This window comes from Pseudomonas inefficax (assembly GCF_900277125.1).
Taxonomy (GTDB): domain Bacteria; phylum Pseudomonadota; class Gammaproteobacteria; order Pseudomonadales; family Pseudomonadaceae; genus Aquipseudomonas; species Aquipseudomonas inefficax.
This window is the reverse complement of sequence record NZ_OPYN01000166.1, coordinates 1-22,257: the sequence shown is the minus strand read 5'-3', so window position 1 is coordinate 22,257 and position 22,257 is coordinate 1. Positions and strand designations below refer to the sequence as shown.

Annotated in this window: 25 protein-coding genes and 2 tRNA genes; 13 read left to right on the top strand and 14 right to left on the bottom strand. The window is 59.2% G+C overall.

The features are described 5' to 3' along the window. The first annotated feature begins 149 nt into the window (after positions 1–149). The 4 genes from JV551A3_RS20020 to JV551A3_RS20000 all read left to right on the top strand — a co-directional run bounded on the left by JV551A3_RS20020 (position 150) and on the right by JV551A3_RS20000 (position 3,143). Positions 150–223 (top strand) — tRNA-Cys (locus tag JV551A3_RS20020). A gap of 982 nt (positions 224–1,205) precedes the next feature. Next, positions 1,206–1,775, top strand: coding sequence for a TetR/AcrR family transcriptional regulator (locus JV551A3_RS20010; protein WP_133973689.1), 570 nt, complete (start codon positions 1,206–1,208; stop codon positions 1,773–1,775). Between the two features lie 60 nt (positions 1,776–1,835). Continuing rightward, entirely contained in the window at positions 1,836–2,312 is a 477-nt protein-coding gene (locus tag JV551A3_RS20005; protein WP_133973687.1) for a nuclear transport factor 2 family protein, read from the top strand. Positions 2,313–2,666: 354 nt separating this feature from the next. Further along, positions 2,667–3,143, top strand: a complete 477-nt coding sequence (locus tag JV551A3_RS20000) for a nuclear transport factor 2 family protein (protein ID WP_133973684.1) — start codon at positions 2,667–2,669, stop codon at positions 3,141–3,143. Positions 3,144–3,455: 312 nt separating this feature from the next. Here JV551A3_RS20000 and cynR read toward each other — a convergent pair whose 3' ends face one another. Further along, a complete protein-coding gene (cynR, locus tag JV551A3_RS19995) occupies positions 3,456–4,343 on the bottom strand; it encodes a transcriptional regulator CynR (protein WP_133973682.1) in 888 nt (295 codons plus the stop codon). 111 nt (positions 4,344–4,454) lie between these two features. Between cynR and JV551A3_RS19990 the strand changes: the two genes are divergently transcribed. The 3 genes from JV551A3_RS19990 (at position 4,455) to JV551A3_RS19980 (ending at position 5,990) form a co-directional block, all read left to right on the top strand. Then, on the top strand, positions 4,455–5,114 hold the full coding sequence (locus JV551A3_RS19990) for a carbonic anhydrase (protein WP_133973680.1): 660 nt from the start codon (positions 4,455–4,457) through the stop codon (positions 5,112–5,114). Between the two features lie 39 nt (positions 5,115–5,153). Further along, positions 5,154–5,624: a cyanase gene (cynS, locus tag JV551A3_RS19985; RefSeq protein ID WP_085622528.1), complete on the top strand. Its 471-nt coding sequence runs from the start codon at positions 5,154–5,156 to the stop codon at positions 5,622–5,624. 108 nt (positions 5,625–5,732) lie between these two features. Next, positions 5,733–5,990, top strand: a complete 258-nt coding sequence (locus JV551A3_RS19980) for a DUF2790 domain-containing protein (RefSeq protein WP_133973678.1) — start codon at positions 5,733–5,735, stop codon at positions 5,988–5,990. Positions 5,991–7,026: 1,036 nt separating this feature from the next. On the opposite strand, the gene JV551A3_RS19975 is transcribed toward JV551A3_RS19980, so the two are convergent. After that, a complete protein-coding gene (locus JV551A3_RS19975) occupies positions 7,027–7,731 on the bottom strand; it encodes an SDR family oxidoreductase (protein ID WP_133973676.1) in 705 nt (234 codons plus the stop codon). A 96-nt stretch (positions 7,732–7,827) separates the two neighbouring features. Further along, the gene (locus JV551A3_RS19970) at positions 7,828–8,721 is read right to left on the bottom strand and encodes a LysR substrate-binding domain-containing protein (protein ID WP_133973674.1); all 894 of its coding nucleotides are present in this window, start codon (positions 8,719–8,721) and stop codon (positions 7,828–7,830) included. Positions 8,722–8,940: 219 nt separating this feature from the next. Between JV551A3_RS19970 and JV551A3_RS19965 the strand changes: the two genes are divergently transcribed. Next, entirely contained in the window at positions 8,941–10,155 is a 1,215-nt protein-coding gene (locus tag JV551A3_RS19965) for an aldose 1-epimerase family protein (protein ID WP_133973858.1), read from the top strand. A gap of 122 nt (positions 10,156–10,277) precedes the next feature. Here JV551A3_RS19965 and JV551A3_RS19960 read toward each other — a convergent pair whose 3' ends face one another. The 4 genes from JV551A3_RS19960 to JV551A3_RS19945 form a co-directional block, all read right to left on the bottom strand. Further along, on the bottom strand, positions 10,278–10,514 hold the full coding sequence (locus JV551A3_RS19960) for a hypothetical protein (protein ID WP_133973672.1): 237 nt from the start codon (positions 10,512–10,514) through the stop codon (positions 10,278–10,280). Between the two features lie 46 nt (positions 10,515–10,560). Beyond that, the gene (locus tag JV551A3_RS19955; protein ID WP_133973670.1) at positions 10,561–10,791 is read right to left on the bottom strand and encodes a hypothetical protein; all 231 of its coding nucleotides are present in this window, start codon (positions 10,789–10,791) and stop codon (positions 10,561–10,563) included. Between the two features lie 202 nt (positions 10,792–10,993). Further along, positions 10,994–12,004, bottom strand: coding sequence for an alcohol dehydrogenase AdhP (gene adhP, locus JV551A3_RS19950; protein ID WP_133973668.1), 1,011 nt, complete (start codon positions 12,002–12,004; stop codon positions 10,994–10,996). Between the two features lie 670 nt (positions 12,005–12,674). Then, positions 12,675–13,349, bottom strand: a complete 675-nt coding sequence (locus tag JV551A3_RS19945) for a polysaccharide lyase family 7 protein (protein WP_133973666.1) — start codon at positions 13,347–13,349, stop codon at positions 12,675–12,677. A gap of 260 nt (positions 13,350–13,609) precedes the next feature. Between JV551A3_RS19945 and JV551A3_RS19940 the strand changes: the two genes are divergently transcribed. Continuing rightward, positions 13,610–13,807 carry a hypothetical protein gene (locus tag JV551A3_RS19940; RefSeq protein WP_133973664.1) on the top strand — a complete coding sequence of 66 codons (198 nt, stop codon included), beginning with the start codon at positions 13,610–13,612 and terminating at the stop codon, positions 13,805–13,807. 1 nt (position 13,808) lies between these two features. On the opposite strand, the gene JV551A3_RS19935 is transcribed toward JV551A3_RS19940, so the two are convergent. Together JV551A3_RS19935 and JV551A3_RS19930 are read right to left on the bottom strand one after the other, a co-directional pair. Continuing rightward, a complete protein-coding gene (locus JV551A3_RS19935) occupies positions 13,809–14,222 on the bottom strand; it encodes a DoxX family protein (RefSeq protein WP_133973662.1) in 414 nt (137 codons plus the stop codon). A gap of 103 nt (positions 14,223–14,325) precedes the next feature. Then, a tRNA-Leu gene (locus JV551A3_RS19930) sits at positions 14,326–14,410 on the bottom strand. A gap of 201 nt (positions 14,411–14,611) precedes the next feature. Here JV551A3_RS19930 and JV551A3_RS19925 point away from each other — a divergent pair. The 4 genes from JV551A3_RS19925 to JV551A3_RS19910 are packed head-to-tail and all read left to right on the top strand — an operon-like array spanning position 14,612 to position 17,907. Then, the gene (locus tag JV551A3_RS19925) at positions 14,612–14,887 is read left to right on the top strand and encodes a hypothetical protein (RefSeq protein WP_133973660.1); all 276 of its coding nucleotides are present in this window, start codon (positions 14,612–14,614) and stop codon (positions 14,885–14,887) included. A gap of 42 nt (positions 14,888–14,929) precedes the next feature. Beyond that, positions 14,930–16,090 (top strand): two-component system sensor histidine kinase NtrB, encoded by a 1,161-nt coding sequence (locus JV551A3_RS19920; RefSeq protein ID WP_133979060.1) that lies wholly within the window; start codon positions 14,930–14,932, stop codon positions 16,088–16,090. A 6-nt stretch (positions 16,091–16,096) separates the two neighbouring features. Then, a complete protein-coding gene (locus tag JV551A3_RS19915; RefSeq protein WP_133973656.1) occupies positions 16,097–17,542 on the top strand; it encodes an ATPase domain-containing protein in 1,446 nt (481 codons plus the stop codon). An 11-nt stretch (positions 17,543–17,553) separates the two neighbouring features. Then, positions 17,554–17,907, top strand: a complete 354-nt coding sequence (locus tag JV551A3_RS19910) for a response regulator (RefSeq protein WP_133973654.1) — start codon at positions 17,554–17,556, stop codon at positions 17,905–17,907. 55 nt (positions 17,908–17,962) lie between these two features. Here the strand turns inward: JV551A3_RS19910 and csrA are convergent, their stop codons facing one another. The 5 genes from csrA to modA form a co-directional block, all read right to left on the bottom strand. Next, positions 17,963–18,160, bottom strand: coding sequence for a carbon storage regulator CsrA (gene csrA / locus JV551A3_RS19905; RefSeq protein WP_004375914.1), 198 nt, complete (start codon positions 18,158–18,160; stop codon positions 17,963–17,965). Between the two features lie 253 nt (positions 18,161–18,413). Next, complete coding sequence (locus JV551A3_RS19900) at positions 18,414–19,436, bottom strand: DNA topoisomerase IB (protein WP_133973652.1); 1,023 nt, start codon at positions 19,434–19,436, stop codon at positions 18,414–18,416. Positions 19,437–19,493: 57 nt separating this feature from the next. Continuing rightward, complete coding sequence (gene modC / locus JV551A3_RS19895) at positions 19,494–20,585, bottom strand: molybdenum ABC transporter ATP-binding protein (protein WP_133973650.1); 1,092 nt, start codon at positions 20,583–20,585, stop codon at positions 19,494–19,496. A gap of 1 nt (position 20,586) precedes the next feature. Next, complete coding sequence (gene modB / locus JV551A3_RS19890; RefSeq protein WP_025339672.1) at positions 20,587–21,267, bottom strand: molybdate ABC transporter permease subunit; 681 nt, start codon at positions 21,265–21,267, stop codon at positions 20,587–20,589. Then, positions 21,267–22,025 (bottom strand): molybdate ABC transporter substrate-binding protein, encoded by a 759-nt coding sequence (gene modA, locus JV551A3_RS19885; protein ID WP_133979058.1) that lies wholly within the window; start codon positions 22,023–22,025, stop codon positions 21,267–21,269. Before modA ends, modB begins: the two co-directional genes overlap by 1 nt. Positions 22,026–22,257: the final 232 nt, after the last annotated feature.

The following is a 22,257-nucleotide window of genomic DNA, read 5'->3' as shown; positions in this document are numbered from 1 at the left end:
TGAACCCGTTGAAATTTTTTTTCGTTAAGGGGGTTGCAAGGTTAAAGGAATGAAGACATAATGGCGCCCATCGAAACGCAGCAAACTTTGAAAAAGGTTCAGCGTTTCAAGGAGATAGCGAAGCGCAAGCTGCTAGATCCGACCTTTGAGGCCGAGTAGCAAAGTGGTTATGCTCCGGATTGCAAATCCGTCTACGCCGGTTCGATTCCGACCTCGGCCTCCACCATTCGAAAGCCCCGCAGCCATTGAGGTTGCGGGGTTTTTATTTGGGCGCTAGAAAATACCGAAGTCCCAAAACTATTGATTGCCAGTCCCAAAACTTTATCATTTTGAAGGCTTGGCAATGGCCCCGACGCGCCGGTAAACGCGTTCAGTGATTCCCTCTTTCGAGTGCCCTAGCAGCACGCTTGCATCGCTCAGGTCGTTGATTTCCGAGGCAGCCTCCGGTCGGATGTTACGGAACTGGAACTAGGCGATTCGATTGGCCCGGTCTGGTTTCTTCTCCAGTTCAGCCTTCACCTTGGCCGCCTCTCGGGCATCTGCCCACCGGTTGCGGAGGATGGACCAACTCATGCGTTTCCCGCGCTCGTTGACAATGAGGAACGGCGAGAGGTGCTGGCTGGCGTAGCGCATGATCGATAAAGCAGCAGGCCCAGGCTATTCTTCACGCCGTTCACTTCCAGGTCGATCTTCAGTCGCTTGCCTGTTTTGCCTTGGCTGACCAGCAGGTAGATCCCACCATATCGTCCTTCCGCATCGACCGAGCGTCCGGCGGCTGTTGGCCCGTCAGGTACGCCAAGTCCATCGCATCTTTCAGCTCCGGTGGGGCTTACTCATACACCGCCTGCCACTGCTGTGCGGGCTAACGTAGGGAAGCGGGTGGCCGAGCCGGTGTGCTTGCCGAGGCGGCTAGGGGGCGTAAGTTTCCGGTCGTGAATGGCTGCTTGCGACCTATAGCGTACAGTCGGAGACGGAGGTGTTAATGGTTGCCCTTAATGTTCGCCAGCGCGCGCTTGCGTCTTCAACCCAGCATACCCTGCATTATCTCCGGAGATCTGTCTGGACGGTCTGGGGTCAGCCCTATCCATCAGAGACGTGATCGTGGTAATTGCCCGAAGCTGTCTGTCACCGGGGCTCGCCGCCCTAATCGAAAAAATCACCGGATGGTGCTTGACCGGAGAGAACGATCGTTCTACATTGAATCCATGAGCAGACCAACGATAGATCACAGAGCCCAAATCCTCGCCACCGCCGAGAAACTCATCTACGAAAACGGGATTCATGCCACGGGCATGGACCTACTGGTGAAGACTTCTGGCGTCTCAAGGAAGGGTATCTACAACCACTTCGCTACCAAAGATGATGTCGCAGCTGCGGCCTTGAGCGCCCGCGACGTACGCTGGATGCAATGGTTCAGGACGGAATGCGACAAAGCAGCTACGCCGTTCGATCGCATACTCAACATGTTTACTGTTTTGAAGAGCTGGTTTGAGACGGATGGTTTCCGCGGCTGTGCGTTCATTAACACGGCAGGTGAGGTAGGGGATCCCGATGACCCCATTCGCCAGATCGCAAAGCTGCACAAGCAAAAACTCTTGGACTATACGCTTGAACTGACTGAGCAATTGAATACCGAGCAACCGTTGGTGTTAGCCAGGCAGTTATTTATTTTGATGGAAGGCGCAATCACCGTGGCTCGAGTAATGGGTGATTATCACGCTGCTGATAATGCAAAGGAAGTTGCGCAGATGTTGCTGAAAGAGCTCACGCCCTAAAGCAAGAGCTTCAGACACGTTACTCACAATTGTTTATCCAACTAGACTGGAGTGATAATCATGTCCAATGCCCAAACTCGCCCGCCGCTCCCTCCTTTCACTCGCGAAACGGCGATTGAAAAAGTTCGACTGGCTGAAGATGGTTGGAATAGCCGCGACGCGGAGAAAGTCTCGCTCGCCTACACGCTGGATACCAAATGGCGCAACCGCGCTGAGTTTGCTACCAACCGTGAAGAGGCCAAAGGTTTCCTTGCCCGCAAGTGGAAAAAAGAGCTGGATTATCGCCTGATAAAAGAGCTCTGGGCCTTTACCGATAACCGCATCGCCGTCCGTTATGCTTACGAGTGGCATGATGATTCGGGTAACTGGTTCCGCTCCTACGGCAACGAGAACTGGGAATTTGAAGCTGATGGTCTGATGCACCGTCGCTTTGCCTGCATTAACGACATGCCTATCAAGGAAAGCGAGCGCAAGTTCCACTGGCCGCTCGGCCGCCGTCCGGATGACCACCCGGGTTTGACTGAGTTGGGGTTGTAACTCCGGCCCTATACAGCTTCTTTTTAGATCTAGCATGCTTGTCTAGGCAGAACGGATTTCGAAATTCAATCTCTGCCATTGTACATAAAGTACGTATGCCTTCTAGCGCAAGCATGGCTCTGCCGACGGTTGTGTTGTGTCACGGAAATGAAGTTCTGAAGTTGTGCGTGCCTGCACCAAAAGTATTTTTATTAATGGCGACTGTCACTATCGAGGCGATAGCAGCAGGCTTTACTGTTGATGTTGGCAACACAGTTTAATCTTCGCAACCGATGATTTAACAGGCCTTGCTCTAGGCCTGCGATTCACAAGTGCTAGTTTACTGAATTATCCAATCAATCTGGAGGCGCCACCATGTCCAATGCTCAAATTCGCCCACCACTTCCGCCTTTCACTCGTGAATCAGCGATCGAAAAAGTCCGACTGGCTGAAGATGGTTGGAATAGCCGCGACGCGGAGAAAGTCTCGCTCGCCTACACGTTGGATACCAAATGGCGCAACCGCGCTGAGTTTGCTACCAACCGTGAAGAGGCCAAAGGTTTCCTTACCCGCAAGTGGAAAAAAGAGCTGGATTATCGCCTGATCAAAGAACTCTGGGCCTTTACCGATAACCGTATCGCCGTCCGTTACGCTTACGAGTGGCATGATGATTCCGGTAACTGGTTCCGCTCCTACGGCAACGAGAACTGGGAATTTGAAGCTGATGGTCTGATGCACCGTCGCTTCGCCTGCGTAAACGACATGCCGATCAAGGAAAGCGAGCGTAAGTTCCACTGGCCATTGGGTCGCCGTCCCGATGACCACCCGGGTCTGACCGAGCTCGGCCTGTAAGTCATCTGTAACCTGGTCCTTTTCATTTAAAGGATCAGGTTTTTTCGTTTAGTGGAGTCTCATTCTCCCTATTGCGGTTTTTTGAGACACATCAGCGCGCCGTCAGCGGCTGGAAAGCCAATACCGGGCTTTGTTTTCTTTCTAGTCTTTCCGCTTCGTCGGTAGGGCGAGCCATCATCGTTTCGCCTTCACTCTCTCCTGAGTCATGTAGCGCGTCAGCCCAAGCGGCAATACTTATACCGCCTATGATCACCGGGCTACGAGTACTGGCGAGCACCATTTTGCGTACACAACATGCAGTCGTGCACGGCCTCACTCATCAAGATCGCTGGATACTTCTTTAGCCAGCTCAATGAAAGCTCTTACCGCCGCGCTCAGAAAGGCGTCTTGCCGCCGCACAAGGACGGCTCGTCGCTGCAAGCGCTCCGGCTCCAGCGTGATGGCCACCAGGTCGTCATGGGCCAACGCAATTCTGGCAGGCAATAAGGTCGAGAGGTTCGTCCGGCGAACGATCTCGATCACTGCGCCTAGGGCATTGGCCTCCATCTGCACCTTGGGGCGAATCTCATATTTGCGGCAGTAGCGGTCGATTTGCTCGCGCGTTGCGAACTCCGCGCTGAGCAAGACCAAAGACTCGGCACTCAGGCCCTGCGAGGTAATGGAGCGTTCCTCGGCCAGGCGGTGTCTGCGACTTACAACCAAAGCAAGCGTTTCGTTCAGCAAGGGGATGGCTTCGATGTCCGGTGTTTGTATTTCATCGAATGCGATCCCTACGTCCAACTCTCCTGCCGACAGGAGCTCCTCGATACGCTCCTGGGAGATCTCTTTCAGGTTGATGGTGATCTTGGGGTGCCTGAAGTGAAATGCCTCGATCAGCGGCCCTACCAGATAGGTCGTGAACGTAGGCGTTACGGCGACACGCAATGAGCCACGGCTAAGGTCGCTGACATCATGTATGGCCCTTTTGGCTTCTTGCAATTCCTGATACGCACGGCGCGCATAGAGAAGATAGATATCCCCCGCGTCAGTCAGACGCGTTGTGCGGCCTGAGCGATCAAACAACTGGGCGCCAAGACTCTCTTCCAACTGCCTTACTTGCTGCGAAAGGGCCGGCTGAGAGACGTGCAGCGCTGCTGCAGCCTTGGTGAAACTGAGATGTTCGGCGACGGCAAGGAAGTACTGGATTTGTCGAGCGAGCATTGACTAGAACCATAAGATAATCTGATCTGAGTCATAATAAATGAGACTTTTACCTTATGTCATGCGCTGCTTAATCTTTGTCTCACACCCAGCGACATCGAGACAGCAACCATGAAAGCGATCATCGACGGATTTCTGAAGTTTCAACAGAACGCCTTTCCTGAGCGGGTCAAACTGTTCAAGGATCTGGCCAATCAGCAGGCGCCAAAGGCGCTCTTCATCTCCTGCTCTGACAGCCGACTGGTGCCTGAACTGGTCACCCAACGCGAGCCCGGCGATCTGTTTGTCATCCGCAACGCCGGCAATATCGTGCCGTCGTATGGGCCAGAGCCAGGTGGCGTTTCGGCCTCTGTCGAATACGCGGTCGCTGGACTTAACGTTGCAGACATCGTGATCTGCGGCCACTCCGACTGTGGTGCGATGACCGCCATTGCCACATGCAAGTGCCTGGATCACATGCCCGCCGTGGCCGGTTGGTTGCGGTACGCCGACTCGGCCAAGGTCGTAAATGAGGCCCGTCGTCACGTGGATAAGCCCAGCAAAGTCGCTTCCATGGTGCGCGAAAACGTCATCGCGCAACTGGCCAACATCCAGACTCACCCATCCGTCCGCCTGGCGCTTGAAGAAGGCCGTGTGACCCTGCATGGCTGGATCTATGACATCGAGACCGGCCGTATCGACGCCTTTGATGGCAGTACCGGCACGTTCGTGTCTCTTGCAGAAAACCCAGAAGTCCACGCCGTTTCCCACCAAGCCAGGTACGTTGCCTGACACCTGCACCTGCACTTTTACTTACCCAGGAGATTCGTCATGATCCAGACTCAAGCCACCCGCACCGCTCGCCAAGAACTGACCGAAGTCATCATTCTGGCCAAGGCGCGCAAGGACCTGTCCTTTGCGCAAATCGTTGACGGTACCGGCCTGTCCGAGGCCTTTGTTACCGCTGCCTTGCTTGGTCAGCATCCGCTGCCTGAAAGCGCCGCGAAGGTCGTAGGCGAGAAGCTTGACCTAGATGCTGATCAAGTGGCTCTGCTGCAATCGATGCCGATCCGCGGCAGCTTCTTCGACGGCGTGCCGAGCGACCCGACCATCTACCGCTTCTACGAAATGATGTCGGTGTATGGCACCACCCTCAAAGCGCTGGTTCACGAGAAGTTCGGCGACGGCATCATCAGTGCCATCAACTTCAAGCTGGACATCAAGAAGGTCGAAGATCCGGACGGTGGCCACCGTGCAGTGATCACCCTGGATGGCAAGTACCTGCCGACCAAGCCCTTCTGATGTAACTCAGCCCGGCGCCTGACTGCGCCGGGCCACCCCCAACATTCATGACGGACGAGCGCCAATTGGAGCTCAGGCCTTCTTGCGCCCTAAGTACAGGTGAATACCATGAAGCTGTTACTCGTTTTGTTCCTAGGCTGCCTTGGTTCTGTCGCGATGGCCGATGACCAAGCTACTCAAACTGCACAAATTACGGTTGAACCCTACAGCTACTCTCAGAGCCTAGATATCGCGCACGTTGTGGCTGTTACGCCGGTGCCCCCTGTCTGCGATGTTGTGCCGATGCAGCTGACTTACGACGATTCCAATGGCGAGCGGCATGTCATGGAGTACCGCATTATGGGGAATGGCTGTTCTGACAACTGATGCGCCGTCCATACCCCGCCTGACAGCCGTCTCCTGGACATCAGGGGCGCTGCGATCGTGCTGGATATCCTGCATGGAAGGGAGCCTACTCCTAAAATCGCTGTGGGCTCTCTGGCTTGCGACAGAGGGAGATCCGTCCAAGCAAGACCAATCGGTTGCCGACTCGTAGCTCAATTGGATCAGCCTCGTCAATGCTCCATATAAGACCGCAACTAGTCGAAAGCAGTCGGGCATGGATGCATAACGTTTGGGAATACTGCGGTTGGAAGAAGCAAAGCAAGATGGCTGCAACCACAGATGACGCTCGTTTCGAGTGCGTGGTGATCACCCGACGCGACGGTAAGCGCACTCGGTAATGTGCATGAGCGGTTTGTATGCCGTACAAGCATCAGCCCAGTGCGCGAAGTCACGTAGTGCGCTGATGTAGGCAATTGCCTTAGAATGCTCGCCTTTCACCCCTCAAAGGAATGAATACGTGGTGAGCAATAACGCAATCTGCTGCCCGCAATGCCAAGGTCAGAACGTCCAGCTTCTGTCTATCATCCTTGCTGCTGGCACTTCTCACATACAAGCAACCCACCAGGCGCAATCCCAGTCCGGATTCGGTCCAAGCGTGACCGTCGAAACTTCAGGTCGGCATCAGACCCATTTGGCGGCAAGCGTCGGCCCACCTCCAGGTAAGCGCTTGCTTGGCCCGGTCATCCTTACGGGGGTTGGCGCAATCATCTTGTATGATGGCCTCAAGCTTATGAACACGTACTGGGGCGTTGATTGGACTAGGTTCTTCATAGGCGCGATATTTATCACCGTCGGTGTAATCGGATTCGTTCGCCACTGGAAATTCAACGTCGCACAGTACGACAAACTGGAAGAGTGGCGCCGCACTTGGATGTGCCACGCTTGCGGCACTCGATTCATTCCGTAAACGGTATTGAGAAGGCACCTGCGGGTGCCTTTTCTTTTGGCAGAGCTGTTCAGCGCTCGCGGCTCGATGCATATGATTCCGACCGGGATCGCCAGCTGCGTCCACGGGCGATCAAATGCTACGTGTAACGCCGCCATCGACCCTGATGTTCTGCCCAGTGATGTAGGCCGCGCCTTCGCTAGCAAGGAACGCAATGGTCGCAGCGATCTCTTCGCTGGTGCCGTAGCGTTTGAGCGGCACGCTGTCGCGGCGTTGTTCGGTGGCCGGCAAGCTGTCGATCCAGCCAGGAAGGACGTTGTTGATGCGCACGTTATCGCCGGCGAAATTGTCGGCGAAGATCTTGGTGAACGCGGCAAGGCCCGAGCGGAATACAGCAGAAGTCGGGAATAGCTCGCTGGGCTCGAACGCCCATGCAGTGGAGATGTTGATGATCACGCCGCTCTTCTGACGCTGCATGTAAGGCGTCACCAGGCGAGTCGGGCGAATGACATTGAGCAGGTAAGTATCCATACCCTTGTGCCAATCCTCGTCGCTGATTTCCAGGATTGGCGCGCGCGGACCATGGCCGGCGCTATTGACCAGCACATCGATACGGCCCCACTTCTCCACGACAGCGTCGACCAGGCGTTGCAGGTCTTCAACCGACTGGTTGCTACCGGTCACACCAATACCGCCGAGTTCGGCAGCCAACGCCTCGCCCTTGCCCGAAGAGGAGAGGATACCCACCTTGAAGCCTTCAGCGGCCAGGCGTCGTGCTGCCGCAGCGCCCATGCCGCTGCCACCTGCCGTGATGATCGCAACTTTTTCTACTGACATGCTGCCTCCAATCTCAATGCTGATTTTTCAGGTGCATTCACCTTAGCAGCAGACCCATTGGTGAGGGAGACAGCTAAACTTCACTGTTACGATAGATTAACTATCGGCAGCTTGCTGCTTGAGCCAGTGTTGTACGACGCTCAATGAGTCCGGCTGTTTCATCTTGCGCGGCCAGACCAGATAAAACGACTTGTCGACCCTGAGTTGCTGGGTAAAAACCTGCATCAGCCGGCCTGCGGCAATGTCATCACCGACGAATGCAGGGCTGGCCAAAGCAATGCCCTGGCCGCTGATTGCCGCTTCAATGGCCAATGAGGTCTGATTGAAGCGCAGGTTTCTGGCGGTGGGTTGCAGGTGATGCGGAAACAGCTCTGCAAGGAACTGAGGCCAGAAATTATGGGCATCGTGCAACATGACGAAGTGCTGCAACTGCGCAAAGCTGGCAGGTACTTCGCTGCCTTCGAACAGCCTTGGGCTGGCCACCGCAACGATTCGCTGCTCCATCAGCAGCTCGCTATTCAAACCTGCTCCGAATTCGGGCTTGCCGTAGCGGACAGCGATATCCACGCCATCGGTGCTGAAGTGCGACAGCCGATCGGTTGCCAGCACACGCAAATCGATGTCTGGATGATTCTGCGCAAAATTGCCGAGCCTGGGAATCAGCCATTTCGAGGCGAAGGTAGGTGTAACGCTGACTGTCAGGTGAGAAGTCTGTGGCCTGAGCAGGCGGGTTGCCTCGTCGATCATCGCCAGTGCACTGCGGATGCTTGCGCTGTAGCCCCGGCCCGCATCCGTCAACGCCAAGCCCCGGGGTAGGCGTTCAAACAAACGCAGATCCAGGCTCGCCTCCAGCCCGCGTATGTGCTGGGCAACTGCCGCCTGGGTCACGCGCAGTTCCTCGGCAGCAACACGGAAGTTCAAGCGGCGAGCCACCACTTCAAAAACACGTAACGCGTTCAGCGAGGGCAAATCAGGGAAACCGTCTGGCATGGCAATGAAAATTCTATCGAGTGGGGCAATTTTTTCTGTCTCTCTGATGCCTTCACACGGTTGATTACCTGATCGGGCTCGAAAGATTCATTGTGCCGAGGCTACTCCCTGAACATGGCCAGCGAAACCCGTACCGATCGAAAGCATCGCTTGGCTAGCTTGCTGAAACGTTTCTTCGTGTCTATAAAAGGGGCACAACTCCAAGAAAGGCTACCTGTCATGCCCCTCATCAAATTCTTCGTTGCTCTCAGCGCCCTGTCCGCAGCCTCCCACACCATGGCCTGGGATTACGTTCTGCTCGACACCGACAAAGCCGCCCAGAACTGGCAAATCACCAGCCAACAACTTGGCGTAAAAACCGACAAGCCCTTCAGCGTTACCTTGCGCACTTTGCATGGAGGCCGGCAAGAGGGTGTCAGCATCGTCGACATCGATAACGGTACGATGAAACTTTCGGTAGTGCCGACTCGCGGAATGAACGTCCTGCAGGCGTCGGTCGGTAATGTGCGCATGGGCTGGGATTCGCCGGTCAAGGAAGTGGTCAACCCGTCCTTCATCGAACTCAATGGGCGCAATGGTCTGGGCTGGCTGGAGGGTTTCAACGAACTGGTCGCCCGCTGCGGTTACGAATGGGTCGGTCACCCCGGCATCGACAATGGCGAGCTGCTGACCCTGCACGGTCGGGCCGCCAACATACCTGCGAATAAAGTCACCCTGCACATCGATGAGAAACCACCATACGCCATCAGCTTGCGTGGCGAACTGAAAGAGCAGGCGTTCAAGAAGGTCGACTTCTCCGTCGCGACCGAATTGGTCACCGAACCGGGCAGCGTGATGTTCGCCCTCAACGACACCCTGACCAACAACGGTGATTATCCGAAGGAATACCAGGCGCTGTATCACAGTAATTTCGGCACTCCGTTTCTGGAGGAGGGCGCTCGGTTCGCCGCACCCGTGAAACAGGTGTCACCGTTCAACGACAAGGCCAGGGCCGATTTGACTGATTGGCAAACCTACCGAGCACCCACCAAGGACTATGACGAAACGGTTTATAACGTGGTGCCGTATGCCGACGCCCAGGGCAATACGTTGGCCGTATTGCATGACAAGGCTGGCAAGCTGGGCGTTTCGGTCGGCTTCAATACTCGGACACTGCCTGTATTTTCCCTGTGGAAAAATACCGATACCCAAGGCCAGGGTTATGTGACGGGGCTGGAGCCAGGAACGAGCTTTTCCTACAACCGCCGTTACCAGCGGCCGCTGAACTTGGTGCCGACGATCGGGCCGAAGGAAAACAGGCAGTTCCATATCAGCTACAGCTTGTTGGCGGACAAGATGGCAGTGGACAAGGCCTTGAAGCAGGTTGGCGAGATACAAGGTGGGCGCGAAACCGAGGTGCGGCAGACGCCCTTGGTTGATCTGAGCAAGGGGTAGCGCCGGCAGGACCATGTCGGCCGATGCGCAGGATTGGTCGGGACCTTCAGCGTCGGCCAGCAGGAACTGCCTGTAGAGTGCCGGCTGGTCGGCGTTCAGGCCGGTGATGAACTCGGTACACGCTAGCCTTCAGGCGGGTACCTCCCGCACACGAACTCATCCGATCCCAGGCGGTGCGAGCCGAACTCCACAACATAGCCAACTCCGCGGCGCTCCGCCTCGGCCTTGGCAGTCTTCTGGTCGGCATAAACATCGACGAAATGCCAGGGATGCCGGTCTCTCAGTACGCCCCATCCAAGCACCCAGCCGTCATTGTCAGGATCGGGTGGCAGGTTTTTCGCCAAGCTGCGGATGCTCATGTTCACTCCGGGGTGCTAGCCAGCTCTGCGTATGTAGCACCTAAACTCAAGATTTGGATAAAACCGTGAATGAGGCATCGCATTTCGGCTCCAGCAACACGGGCCTGTCGAATAGCGTACCGCCATTGGCGATGCTGACGGGCCCGCCGCTGGCCTTCTCAAGGCGAACCCATAAGCCGAGGTCGTGGATTACTATGCGCGTCGCGGTGCAGGATTGATGAAGGCTGAGTTCGTACTCGATTCGCTCAAGAACATCCCTTGCTTCTTCTTCCGTCATATTGGCCACTCCCTTCCAAACCACGTGCTACCCCATGCCAGGCTGGTTGCCAGGCGGGGATTCGAGCGCTTACCTGTAACTAGAGACCAAGGTGCGCCCATTGGTTCGCTTTATCTGGTGGGCCGGAAGCCATTTCTGACCGCCTGCGCTTGAATGCAACAGGGTAGCGTGCGCTGCGCCAACGGCCAGCGCACTTGAGCCATCACTCCTTGAACTGAATCACCATCCGCCCTTTGATCTTGCCTTCCAGCATCTCCTCGAAGATCTGGTTGATATCCTCGATCGGCCGCAGGGTTACCTTCGGCACCACTTTCCCTTCCGCCGCAAACTGGAAGGCTTCCTGCAGGTCTTGCCGGGTGCCGACCAGCGAGCCGATCACTTCGATACCGTCCAGCACCAGGCGAGGGATATTCAGGTTCATGGCTTCCGACGGCAGGCCGACCGCAACCAGGCGGCCACCCGCGCGCAGGGCATCAACGGCCGAGTTGAAGGCAGCCTTGGCAACGGCGGTAACCACGGCGGCATGGGCGCCACCGGTCTTGGCCTGGATGACCTTGGCGGCATCCTCGGTGCGTGAATTGACGACCAGGTCGGCGCCCATCTCGCTGGCGAAGCGCAGTTGCTCTTCGTTGACATCGATGGCGATCACTTTGGCGTTGAAGACGTTTTTGGCATATTGCAAGGCAAGGTTGCCCAGGCCGCCAAGACCGTAGATGGCGATCCATTGGCCGGGGCGGATGTTGGATATCTTTACCGCCTTGTAGGTGGTTACGCCGGCGCAGGTAATGCTGCTGGCAGCAGCGGAGTCGAGCCCGTCGGGCACTTTGACCGAGTAGTCGGCCTTGACGATGCAGGCTTCAGCCATACCCCCGTCCACGGTGTAGCCGGAGTTCTTCACTTCGCGGCACAGGGTTTCGTTGCCGCTGTTGCAGTACTCGCAATGCCCACAGCCCTGGTAGAACCATGCCACGCTGGCACGGTCACCCGGCTTGAGCGAGGTAACGCCTGGTCCTACCTCCTGGACCACGCCGATGCCTTCATGGCCTAGCACTACACCGGTCTTGTCACCGAAGTCGCCATTTTTCACATGCAGATCGGTGTGGCAAACACCGCAGCATTGCATTTTCAGCAGCGCTTCACCGTGCTCGAGAGGGCGCAGGGTTTTCTCCACCACATCCACGCGACGGCCTGGTGCAACAACAGCAGCTTTCATATGAGCCTCCGTGTCATCCGAATGAGCTTGGGTTATCGCAGGGGTTAGCATAGCCCTTGGCTGGTGGGGCAAAACTGCTTCAGGTCATGGTCTGGGGTGGCAACCGCCTTGCACACATTTACCTGGCTTGCGCAGCCACTTGTGGGGGCAATTGTGTTGGATATCTCTTCAAGCCAGCACTAGCCCTTGTAGGAGCGGCCTTGTGTCGCGATGGGCCGCGCAGCGGCCCCGGCAATCTTTGCTGCGAAGCTGAAAACCTGGGGCCGCTGCGCGGCCCATCGCGACACAAGGCCGCTCCTACAGGTATTTGCACATGGCTTGAGACCGGTGTGGTCGAGGTGGGAGCAACTGTCCTGCCCCGTCAGGTTGCCTCATTGCCTGTAGGAGCATGCCTGGAAGTCGGTGCTGACAATGTGGAGCCTTGTGTCGCGAAGGGCCGCACCGCGGCCCCCAGGCTTCAGCGGTGGCGCAAGGATCGCCGGGGCCGCTCTGCGGCCCATTCGCGACACAAGGCCGCTCCCACAGGTCTCCTGCGTATGACGGTTGTCAGGGGCTCGCCACAAAAAGAAAAGCCCGCGGCAATAATGCGGCGGGCTGCAAGAACATACGGAGCAGGGCCAGTGTGCCCACCCGGATGTCAGTATTTCGTGAAGGTCAGGTCATGAGCGTGTCATGCATGGCTCAGTTCCAGTTGGCTGATGACACATACCGAACCGTCCTCGGCAGGCGTGGTGTCGGTGTAGTCCACCTGGTTGTATACCCCCCCATGGAACTTGAGCGTGCGCGTCGCCCAGGTCGACCCCAGTTGCAGGGGCGATGTGCTGCCAATACGGCCGTTGCAGCTTGCGCTGACCGTGCAGGCGCCGTTGTTTGTCACATCGATGCTGACATCGAAACGGGCACCGAGCGGTACGTCGGCCAGCACCGTGCTGCTGCTCGTGGCCGTCTGGTTGAAGTCGGTGCGAAAGCCCACGGTGATCTTGCCTTTGTTCCAGAACACCTTGATGGGCGGGTTGTCGTCGTCTTTGACATGCATCTGGGCAATCACCACCTTTTGCGCAAGGTTCACTTTCTGCAATGTCATGGTCTGGTAATTGCGGTGCCTGGCGGCGCTGTTCAGCGCCCAGTACGCGGGCTCCTTCCACTCGCAGCGGGTGCGGTGGGTGCTTTTGCTGGAGGCGCCCTTGGTGGGGGCGGTCATACGGATCGAGCCGTCGCTCAAGCGGGCGATGACTTCAGGCAGGCTCGCCAACGCCTGGGCGCCGGTCAACTCCAGGGCTACCGGGTTGGTCGCGGACTTCGGCACGGGAGTGGTGATGATGAGGTTGTCGATATATACAGCCATGGGCTTTCTCCTTGAAAAACGACAGGTCCTGCATCATTTGCGAGCCTGGCCAGCATGGGTGCGGTTCACTGTGATTCGCCAAGGCTGGACGAAGGGCAAAACCAGGGGATAAAAAAGCCCGCCATGGGAGGCGGGCAAGCGACGTTTGAAGGGAGAGCCTGCAGACTGGACCTTGCGGGTTAACCGAGCATTAAGCGGTAACGCATTGACCTGCGCAGCCGATCAGCCTATACAGGCCTGCCACCTGCCCAGGAGCCAGCATGCACTACGAAGACGACCTGCACGAACCCGAGCATGATCACCTGCTTGATCATGAATTCCTCTACGACGATATCGAGCCTGAAGCGGATGCCCAGGGCGCCGAGGACGAAGTGGAAGAAGACGAGGAAACGCTGGATGACCTCGATGACGAGGAACGCGATCACCCAGCCTGGTTCGACGACTGCGAAGACGACTGACTCAGCGCCGGTCCACCGAGAATCGCCCAGGGCCGCTCACTGCCAGCATCAGCAGGCCGCCCATGATGCTGAGGTTTTTCAGGAACTGGGTCATGTTGGCGCTGCGCTCAGGGTCGACCATGTTCCAGAACGGGTGGCCCAACAGCGCCGTGCCCAGCACGAACAGCGCAAGCAGGAAGGCCAGCGGCCGGGTGTAGAAACCGAGGATCAGCAGGATGGCCACGACGAACTCCATGAGCACGGCAACTGCCGCTGCCAGCATCGGGGCAGGGGCGCCCAGTGAAGTCATGTAGCCGACCGTGCCTTCGAACCCGGTCAACTTGCCCCAGCCGGACAAGACGAACAGGATCGTGAGCAGCACACGGGCAATCAGGATAATGATGTCGCGTTGACCATCGAACAGGGAGTAGCGCATGGCGGCGTTCCAGTGGGCGGGTACAAGCACCACTGTAGCAGCTGCGCAAAGGATTGCTGGCGGGCAGCAAAAAGGCGCCGCAAGGGCGCCTTCACGAGAAATTTGGTGCGAGTGGCGGGACTCGAACCCGCAAGGCTCACGCCGACAGATTTTAAGTCTGCTGTGTATACCAATTCCACCACACTCGCACGCTTGAATGGGCCGTAACGACCAGCTCGCTTCTAAGTAGAAGGGCTTCGCAATCAAGCGCGCTTTATAACCCATTGTTATAGTTGAGTCAACCACAGCGCCTATGATCAACAGAATGAAGGGTCGATCGAACGGGCAATTGACACCTTGCTGTCATTACGCCACTGTTGCCCCTTTATTGGATCCAAGAGTGTGCAGTGATGACTCAGTCCGGTACTTCCGAGCGCATCGTGCGCCCGCGGCTGTTCTGGCGACTGTTGTTCGTGCTGGTGGTCGTGTTGGGGGCGTTTCTCTACCTCAGCCTGATCAGCCTGGGCGCTTACCTGCTGATGCTGGGGTTCGATGCCGATCACCCTCAACCGCAGCGGCTGATGGCCCTGGCCGGTGGCGGGTTTATCCTGCTGGTCGGCTTATGGTTGCTGAAAGTGGCGATGCCACGGCGCATCAGCCCGGTGCTGGTTGAGCCCGGGCGTTGAACTTCGCTCTCTTTTCTCTCCTGCTGTGCCGGTGGAGCTCGCATGGTTTCAGCTGATTGCCTCGACCACCCCATCATGCCCGCCCACCGCTATGAACAGCTGGTTCAGTCGGTAGTGGATTACGCTATCTACATGGTCGACCCGTCCGGCCATGTAGTGTCATGGAACGCAGGCGCGCAACGCATCAAGGGGTACCGTGCCGATGAAGTGATCGGCCAGCATTTCTCATTGTTCTTCACCCCGCAGGACTGCGACGAGGGCCGCCCGGAACGCTTGCTGCGCCAGGCGCTGGAGCAGGGTGTGGCGCAGGATGAGGGCTGGCGCGTACGCAAGGATGGCACGCAGTTCTGGGCGCTGGCCGCCCTGGATGTGATCCGCGATGACCAGGGCCAGGTCGTCGGCCTGGCCAAGGTGACCCGGGACATCACCGACCGTCGCGAGTCGGCGCTGCAACTGGACGCGGTGCGCGCCCAGCTGTTCCAGGCACAGAAGCTGGAGGCCCTCGGCCAGTTGACCGGTGGCCTGGCACATGACTTCAACAACATGTTGACCATCATCATGAGCTCGGCGCGGCTGGCGCTGTCCACCCAGGACCCGGAACGCGCCAAGCGCATGCTGCAACACATTCTCGATGCCGGGCAGCGTGGCACCGAACTGACCCAGCAGTTGCTCAGCTTTGCCCGCCACCGCAAGCTTGATGTGGCTTGCGTCGCCCCGGCGAACCTTGTTGCCGCCACCCGTGGTCTGCTGGAGCATGCGCTGCCTGATTCGATTGAGCTGAAGGTGCTGTTGCAACCGGACTTGCCCTTGATCGAGGTGGATGCCGGGCAATTGCAGATGGTGCTGCTCAATTTGTTGTTCAATGCCCGCGATGCCATCACGGGGCACGGCCGGATCGGCTTGACCGTCGACGTGGTCGAACTGACCGGCAAGTTTGAAGGCCTGCACGGCGGGTTTGTGCGTTTCGAGGTGGAAGACAGCGGCGAGGGCATCGCGCCAGCGGTACTGCCGCGTATTTTCGAGCCGTTTTTCACTACCAAGCCCTTTGGCAAGGGTACTGGCCTGGGCCTTAGCCAGGTCTATGGTTTTGCCAGGCAGAGCGGTGGTGCCATTTGCGTCGACAGTGAGCCCGACCGGGGAACTTGCATGCAGCTTTACTTGCCAATCTATCAGGGCCAGACCGATAGCCAACTCCACAGGTAGAACATCATGGCACAGGCACTCAGGCGGCTGGTTACCGGTATCGACGGGCTCGATGCATTGCTCCAGGGTGGCCTGGTGGCTGGCGCGTCCTACATCATTCAGGGCCCGCCGGGGGCCGGCAAGACCATCCTCGCCAACCAGCTGGCCTGTGCGCATGTGCGCAGTGGGGGCAGGGTGCTGGTGGCTACCTTGCTGAGTGAGTCGCACGAGCGGCTGTTCCAGTACCTGGCGACCCTGGAGTTCTTCGACCCGGCTTTGGTCGGCGACACGATCCAGTTTGTCAGTGCCTTCGACACCTTGGAGCAGGAAGGCCTGGACGCTGTGGTGCGGCTGCTGCGCCAGGAAATCGCCCGCCAGCAGGCCAGCCTGCTGATCGTCGATGGCGTGCTCAATGCCCGGGTGCGTGCGGAAACCGCGCTGGACACCAAGAAATTCGTCTCCGAACTACAGGGCCATGCGGCCTTTGCTGGTTGCACCTTACTACTGCTGACCAGCGCCCGGCTGGAAGAAGGCAGCCCGGAGCACACCATGGTCGACGGCGTGATCGAACTGGGCGAGCAACTGTACGGCAGCCGTGCCGTGCGCCATGTGCAGCTGCGCAAGACGCGTGGCAGTGCGGCATTGTCGGGGCGCCACGAGTGCCTCATCGATGAAGCCGGCATGCATGTATACCCGCGCCTGGAGTCGCTGTTCAGCCACCCCAGCCAGGCGGGCAACGCCACCCTGGAGCGCATCGGCAGCGGGGTGGCAACCCTGGATGAAATGCTGGGTGGCGGGCTGGCCACGGGCTCGGTCAGCTTGCTGATCGGGCCTTCGGGTATTGGCAAGACGTCATTGGGCCTTGCCTTCCTCGGCGCCAGCAGCCCGCAGGCGCCGGGGCTGCATTTCGGCTTCTACGAAACGCCGGAGCGCCTGCGTATCAAGGCCGCGTCGCTGGGTTACGATTTTGCCGCCCTGGAGCAGGGCGGCAGCCTGCAGCTGTGCTGGCAGCCGACCACCGAGGGGCTGCTGGACCAGGTCGGTGCACGCCTGCTCGAGCGGGTCGAGGCGCAAGGCAGCAAGCGCGTGCTGATCGACAGCCTGGGGGCGTTCAGTCGCCTGGCCAGCGACCCGGCGCGGCTCAATGCGTTTTTCCGCGCCCTGGTCGGTGAGCTGCGCGCGCGCAATGTCAGCGTGATGTTGACCTGGGAAATGCGCGACATCTTCGGCGCGGAAATCAGCGCCCCGGCCCCGGACCTGTCGAGTATCGTCGACAACCTGATGCTGATGCGCTTCGTCGAGCTGGACTCGCAACTGCGGCGCATGCTGTCGATCCTCAAAGTGCGTGACAGCCACCATGACCCTGCCTTGCACGAGCTGTTGATCAGGCCGCAGGGCATTACCCTGCGCAAGGCGTTCGAAGGCGCCTGTGGTGTGCTCTCGGGAACGCCGGTGCCGCAGGGGAGCGGGTGACGGGGCGGACGATGAACACCATCCTGATCGTCGATGACGAGTACCTGATTGCCGACATCCTCGGTTTCGCCCTGGAGGACGAAGGCTTCCTGGTGGAAAAGGCGAGCAACGGCTGCAAGGCGCTTGAGGCGCTGAAAGAAAAGCGCGTTCAGCTGGTGATCACCGACTACATGATGCCGCTGGTCAACGGCGAGGAGCTGGTGCGCTCGATGCGTAAAGACCCGGACTTGAGCGAGTTGCCGGTCATCCTCATGAGTGGCGCGCAGGCCAACCAGGGATGCCCGGAACTGTTCGCCGCGGTGTTCGACAAACCGTTCGACATGGACTGTATGATCGCCAAGGTGCGCGAACTGCTGGGCACCTGAGGCGCGGGGCGATCAAGCGCGTCCGTGCGGCTTGAGGCAACGTGAAGCAGGTCGCTCAGTGCGAGTCGTCGTGCTTTTCCGGGGCCGGGCTGCCGGCCTGGATGCGCTTGAAGATCTCTTCGCGATGGACTTGGACGTCTTTCGGTGCATCGATACCGATCCTCACTTGCATCCCTTTGACGCCCAGAATGGTGACTTTGATGTCATCGTTGATGACGATGCTTTCGCCAACCTTGCGGGTGAGTATCAGCATGTAGTTCTCCTTGGTGATGTAAAAGTCCGTCGGGCTAGTTGCCACGGCGGCGGGAGCTTGTCCCTCTTCCTTCTCATTAAAGACGCTTTCGGCGGATAGTAATTCCCCGACAGACAAATTCTGTTGCGTGTCTTCAGTCGCAGGTGCCGAAGCAAACCGCCAGCGGGTTGTCGGCCAAGGTGCTCGGTGGCAAGAATAGGGTGCTTGGCGGCCAATGGGAAATTTCTTCGCATGATGGGTTGAATAGACCGGGTTAATGGTCATCCTGTTCCTCGAGTGCCTGAAGAAATAACAGCAAGGCTACTTCTTCACGGTCCAGGCCTTTGCGCACACGGTTCTTCGGCAAGTTGGCCAACCGCCCCAGGGCATAGTGTTCAAGTACAGCCGGGTGGATGTAGCAACGCCTGCACACCGCCGGTGTATTGCCCAGGCGTGATGCTACCTGGCGGACGATCGCGGCAACCTGGCGTTTGGCTTCGCTCTCGGGCTCCCAGGCCAGGGGCCTGAGCAGGTCCAGGGCCAGACTGCTGCCGGCCCAGGTGCGGTAGTCCTTGGCGGTGAAGTCGGCGCCGGTCAGCTGCTGCAGAAACTGGTTGACCTCGCTGGAGCCGACGCTGTGGCGCTGGCCTTTGTCGTCCAGGTACTGGAACAGTGCTTGCCCTGGCAGCTCCATGCAGCGCTTGAGCAGGTTGGCCAGGCGCCTGTCGTTGAGGCTGACGTTGTGCTCGACGCCGCGCTTGCCGCGGAACTGGAAGCGGATGCTGCTGCCCTTCACCTCGACATGGCGATTGCGCAGGGTGGTCAGGCCATAGGACTGGTTGTCACGCAGGTAGCGCTGGTTGCCGATGCGGATCAGGGTGTGGTCCAGCAGGCTGATCACCAGCGCCATCACCTTTTCCCGGTCCAGGCCGGGCCGGGCAAGGTGGGCGTGCAGTTGCGCGCGCAGTTTCGGCAGGGCCTGGGCAAATGCCAGCATGCGCCCGTACTTGTGCTGGTCGCGTACTTCTCGCCACTGCGCATGGTAGCGGTATTGCTTGCGGCCGCGGGCATCGCGACCTGTCGCTTGCAGGTGGCCTTGCGGGTCGGCGCAGATCCACACCTCGGTATAGGCCGGGGGGATTACCAGTGCAGCGATGCGGGCGAGGGTATCGCTGTCGCGCACCCGTTGGCCGTCGGCATCCAGGTAGATGAAGCGGCCCCTCCAGCGGCGCCGGGTCAGGCCCGGCTGGCTGTCGTCGACATAGTGCAAGGTGGGCGGCAGGGGGCATTCAAGCATGGCTGGCAGGCCTCGATCAGGTCACTGATCAATGGACACCAGCGACGGGGCCGATGCTCAGCCCAGCAGCGCTACCGACTTGATCTGGGCAAACAGCACCTGGCCCGGGTGCAGGCCGAGCTGGTCTGCCGAAAAGCGGGTGATGCGCGCGAGCAAGGCGTTGCCGCCAGCATCCAGGCTGACCAGCACATGAGCCGGGTTGGCTGCCGGGCGGCTTTCGCGCACACGTACCGGCACGCGATTGAGGATGCTCGAAGTACTGTCGGCTGCAAGGGCCAGGCTGACGTCACGGGCCTGCACCTTGACCCGCAAGGTGCTGCCAATCACCTGGGCAGGGTGGGCGATACGCAGCAGTGGCCCGTCGTTACCGGGCAGGCGCAGGTCGAGCAGGCCGTAGTGCGAGTCGTGCCCCACCACCAGGCCCTCGAACACCACCCCGGCATCCTCGCCCTGGGCCAGCGACAGGTCGAGGCGGGCCAAGGTTTCGCCGATCGGGCCGCTGGCCACTGCCCGGCCTTGCTCCAGCAACACCAGGTGGTCGGCCAGCCGCGCCACTTCTTCCTGAGCATGGCTGACATACACCAGCGGGATTTCCAGTTCGTCGTGCAGGCGCTCCAGGTAGGGCAGTATCTCGCGCTTGCGCGGCCCGTCGAGTGCAGCCAGCGGCTCGTCCATCAACAGCAGGCGCGGGCTGCTGAGCAAGGCGCGGGCAATGCCCACCCGCTGCGCCTCGCCACCGGACAATGTCGCCGGACGGCGTGCCAGCAGGTGGCCGATACCCAGCAGCTGGCAGGCCTGGTCGAGACTGACCTTGCGTTCGGCAGCGGCTACCCGGCGCCAACCGAACTCCAGGTTGCCGTGTACCGACAGGTGTGGAAACAGGCTGGCCTCCTGGAACACGTAGCCCACCGGGCGCAGGTGCGGTGCCAGGAAGAAGCCGCGGGCGCTGTCCTCCCAGATTTCGCCGTTGACTTCGATGTAGGCGCTGGCGGCCCGTTCCAGCCCTGCCAGGCAACGCAGGCAGCTGGTCTTGCCAGAACCCGAATGGCCGAAAAGTGCGCTGATGCCGCGGCCGGGCAGGTGCAGGCCTACATCCAGGGTGAAGTCATCGCGCGCCAGTTTCAGGCGCGCCACAATCGATGCACTCATCTCAGCTCCAGCCAGCCTTGCCGCGGCGTCCAGCGTACAGCAGGAGCAGCACCAGGAACGAGAACACCAGCATGGCACCGGCCAGCCAGTGTGCTTGCGAATAGGCCATGGCCTCGACATGGTCGAAGATCTGCACCGAGACCACGCGTGTCTTGTCGGGGATGTTGCCGCCAATCATCAACACCACGCCGAACTCGCCCACGGTGTGGGCGAAACCGAGGATGCTGGCGGTGATGAAGCCTGGGCGGGCCAACGGCAGCACTACGTGGACGAAGGTGTCCCAAGGGCTGGCACGCAGCGTGGCGGCTACTTCCAGCGGGCGCTGGCCAATGGCGCCGAAGGCATTCTGCAGCGGCTGGACAACGAACGGCATGGAGTAGATCACCGAGCCGATCACCAGGCCGGTGAAGCTGAACACCACGCTGCCCAGGCCCAGCGCCTGGGTCGCCTGGCCCAGCCAGCCATGCGGGCCGAGGGCGATCAGCAGGTAGAAACCGATCACCGTGGGGGGCAGCACCAGCGGCAGGGCCACTACCGCGCCCACCGGCCCGCGCAGCCACGAGCGCGTGCGCGCCAGCCACCAGGCGATGGGCGTACCGACGATCAGCAGGATCAGGGTGGTCAGGCTGGCCAATTTCACGGTCAGCCAGATGGCACCCAGGTCACTGGCGTCCAGTGGCATCAGATTTCATAACCATAGGATTTGATCACTGCCGCGGCTTTCGGGCCTTTCAGATAGTCGACCAGGGCCTTGGCGGCGGGGTTGTCCTTGCCTTTTTCGAGGATTACCGCGTCCTGGCGGATGGGCTCGTGCAGGGACGAGGGAACGATCCACGCCGAGCCGCTTTCGACCTTGCCGTCCTTGTAGATTTGCGACAGGGCGACAAAGCCCAGCTCGGCGTTGCCGGTGGAGACGAACTGGAACGCCTGGGTGATGTTCTGCCCTTCGACCAGCTTGGGCGTGGTGGCTTCGGTCAGCTTCAGCTTGTCCAGCACCTGGGTGGCGGCCAGGCCATAAGGTGCAGTTTTCGGGTTGGCGATGGACAGGTGCTTGAACTGGTTCTTCTTCAACACTTCGCCGTTGGCGTCGACATAGCCGGGCTTGGCCGACCACAGGGCCAAAGTACCGATGGCGTAGGTGAAGCGCGAGCCCGGGGCAATGGCTTTTTCCTGCTCGAGCTTGGCAGGGGTACTGTCGTCGGCAGCGAGGAATACCTCGTACGGCGCGCCGTTCTTGATTTGTGCGTAGAACTGGCCGGTGGCGCCATAGGCGGCGACCAGCTTGTGGCCAGTGTCTTTTTCAAAGTCCTTGGCAATGGCCTGGATCGGGGCTGTGAAGTTCGCAGCGACCGCGACCTGGACTTCATCGGCCCAGGCAGTGTTGAAGGCGAGCAGGCTGGCCAGGGTGGCCGCGGCTACGTAAGAAGGGCGGGTACACATCAACACAACTCCTGGGAGGTTATCGTTATATTCTTAACTATATAGCGATAGGCCATGGGCCGGGAAGAGGGCAGGATGATGCATGGGCAGGTCCGGCCCCTTCGCGGGCTTGCCCGCTGCCCCCGTACTGCGNGGCATTCAAAACCAGTGGTGAACCTGTGGGAGNGGGCAAGCCCGCGAAGGGGCCGAGCCTGCTTATGCAGACGCCTGGCCGCCTATCACTGCCAGCGCC

Coding starts and splice junctions, on each gene's coding strand:
- JV551A3_RS20010 (WP_133973689.1), top strand. CDS start 1,206: ATGAGCAGACCAACGATAGATCACAGAGCCCAAATCCTCGCCACCGCC.
- JV551A3_RS20005 (WP_133973687.1), top strand. CDS start 1,836: ATGTCCAATGCCCAAACTCGCCCGCCGCTCCCTCCTTTCACTCGCGAA.
- JV551A3_RS20000 (WP_133973684.1), top strand. CDS start 2,667: ATGTCCAATGCTCAAATTCGCCCACCACTTCCGCCTTTCACTCGTGAA.
- cynR (WP_133973682.1), bottom strand. CDS start 4,343: ATGCTCGCTCGACAAATCCAGTACTTCCTTGCCGTCGCCGAACATCTC.
- JV551A3_RS19990 (WP_133973680.1), top strand. CDS start 4,455: ATGAAAGCGATCATCGACGGATTTCTGAAGTTTCAACAGAACGCCTTT.
- cynS (WP_085622528.1), top strand. CDS start 5,154: ATGATCCAGACTCAAGCCACCCGCACCGCTCGCCAAGAACTGACCGAA.
- JV551A3_RS19980 (WP_133973678.1), top strand. CDS start 5,733: ATGAAGCTGTTACTCGTTTTGTTCCTAGGCTGCCTTGGTTCTGTCGCG.
- JV551A3_RS19975 (WP_133973676.1), bottom strand. CDS start 7,731: ATGTCAGTAGAAAAAGTTGCGATCATCACGGCAGGTGGCAGCGGCATG.
- JV551A3_RS19970 (WP_133973674.1), bottom strand. CDS start 8,721: ATGCCAGACGGTTTCCCTGATTTGCCCTCGCTGAACGCGTTACGTGTT.
- JV551A3_RS19965 (WP_133973858.1), top strand. CDS start 8,941: ATGCCCCTCATCAAATTCTTCGTTGCTCTCAGCGCCCTGTCCGCAGCC.
- JV551A3_RS19960 (WP_133973672.1), bottom strand. CDS start 10,514: ATGAGCATCCGCAGCTTGGCGAAAAACCTGCCACCCGATCCTGACAAT.
- JV551A3_RS19955 (WP_133973670.1), bottom strand. CDS start 10,791: ATGACGGAAGAAGAAGCAAGGGATGTTCTTGAGCGAATCGAGTACGAA.
- adhP (WP_133973668.1), bottom strand. CDS start 12,004: ATGAAAGCTGCTGTTGTTGCACCAGGCCGTCGCGTGGATGTGGTGGAG.
- JV551A3_RS19945 (WP_133973666.1), bottom strand. CDS start 13,349: ATGGCTGTATATATCGACAACCTCATCATCACCACTCCCGTGCCGAAG.
- JV551A3_RS19940 (WP_133973664.1), top strand. CDS start 13,610: ATGCACTACGAAGACGACCTGCACGAACCCGAGCATGATCACCTGCTT.
- JV551A3_RS19935 (WP_133973662.1), bottom strand. CDS start 14,222: ATGCGCTACTCCCTGTTCGATGGTCAACGCGACATCATTATCCTGATT.
- JV551A3_RS19925 (WP_133973660.1), top strand. CDS start 14,612: ATGACTCAGTCCGGTACTTCCGAGCGCATCGTGCGCCCGCGGCTGTTC.
- JV551A3_RS19920 (WP_133979060.1), top strand. CDS start 14,930: ATGGTTTCAGCTGATTGCCTCGACCACCCCATCATGCCCGCCCACCGC.
- JV551A3_RS19915 (WP_133973656.1), top strand. CDS start 16,097: ATGGCACAGGCACTCAGGCGGCTGGTTACCGGTATCGACGGGCTCGAT.
- JV551A3_RS19910 (WP_133973654.1), top strand. CDS start 17,554: ATGAACACCATCCTGATCGTCGATGACGAGTACCTGATTGCCGACATC.
- csrA (WP_004375914.1), bottom strand. CDS start 18,160: ATGCTGATACTCACCCGCAAGGTTGGCGAAAGCATCGTCATCAACGAT.
- JV551A3_RS19900 (WP_133973652.1), bottom strand. CDS start 19,436: ATGCTTGAATGCCCCCTGCCGCCCACCTTGCACTATGTCGACGACAGC.
- modC (WP_133973650.1), bottom strand. CDS start 20,585: ATGAGTGCATCGATTGTGGCGCGCCTGAAACTGGCGCGCGATGACTTC.
- modB (WP_025339672.1), bottom strand. CDS start 21,267: ATGCCACTGGACGCCAGTGACCTGGGTGCCATCTGGCTGACCGTGAAA.
- modA (WP_133979058.1), bottom strand. CDS start 22,025: ATGTGTACCCGCCCTTCTTACGTAGCCGCGGCCACCCTGGCCAGCCTG.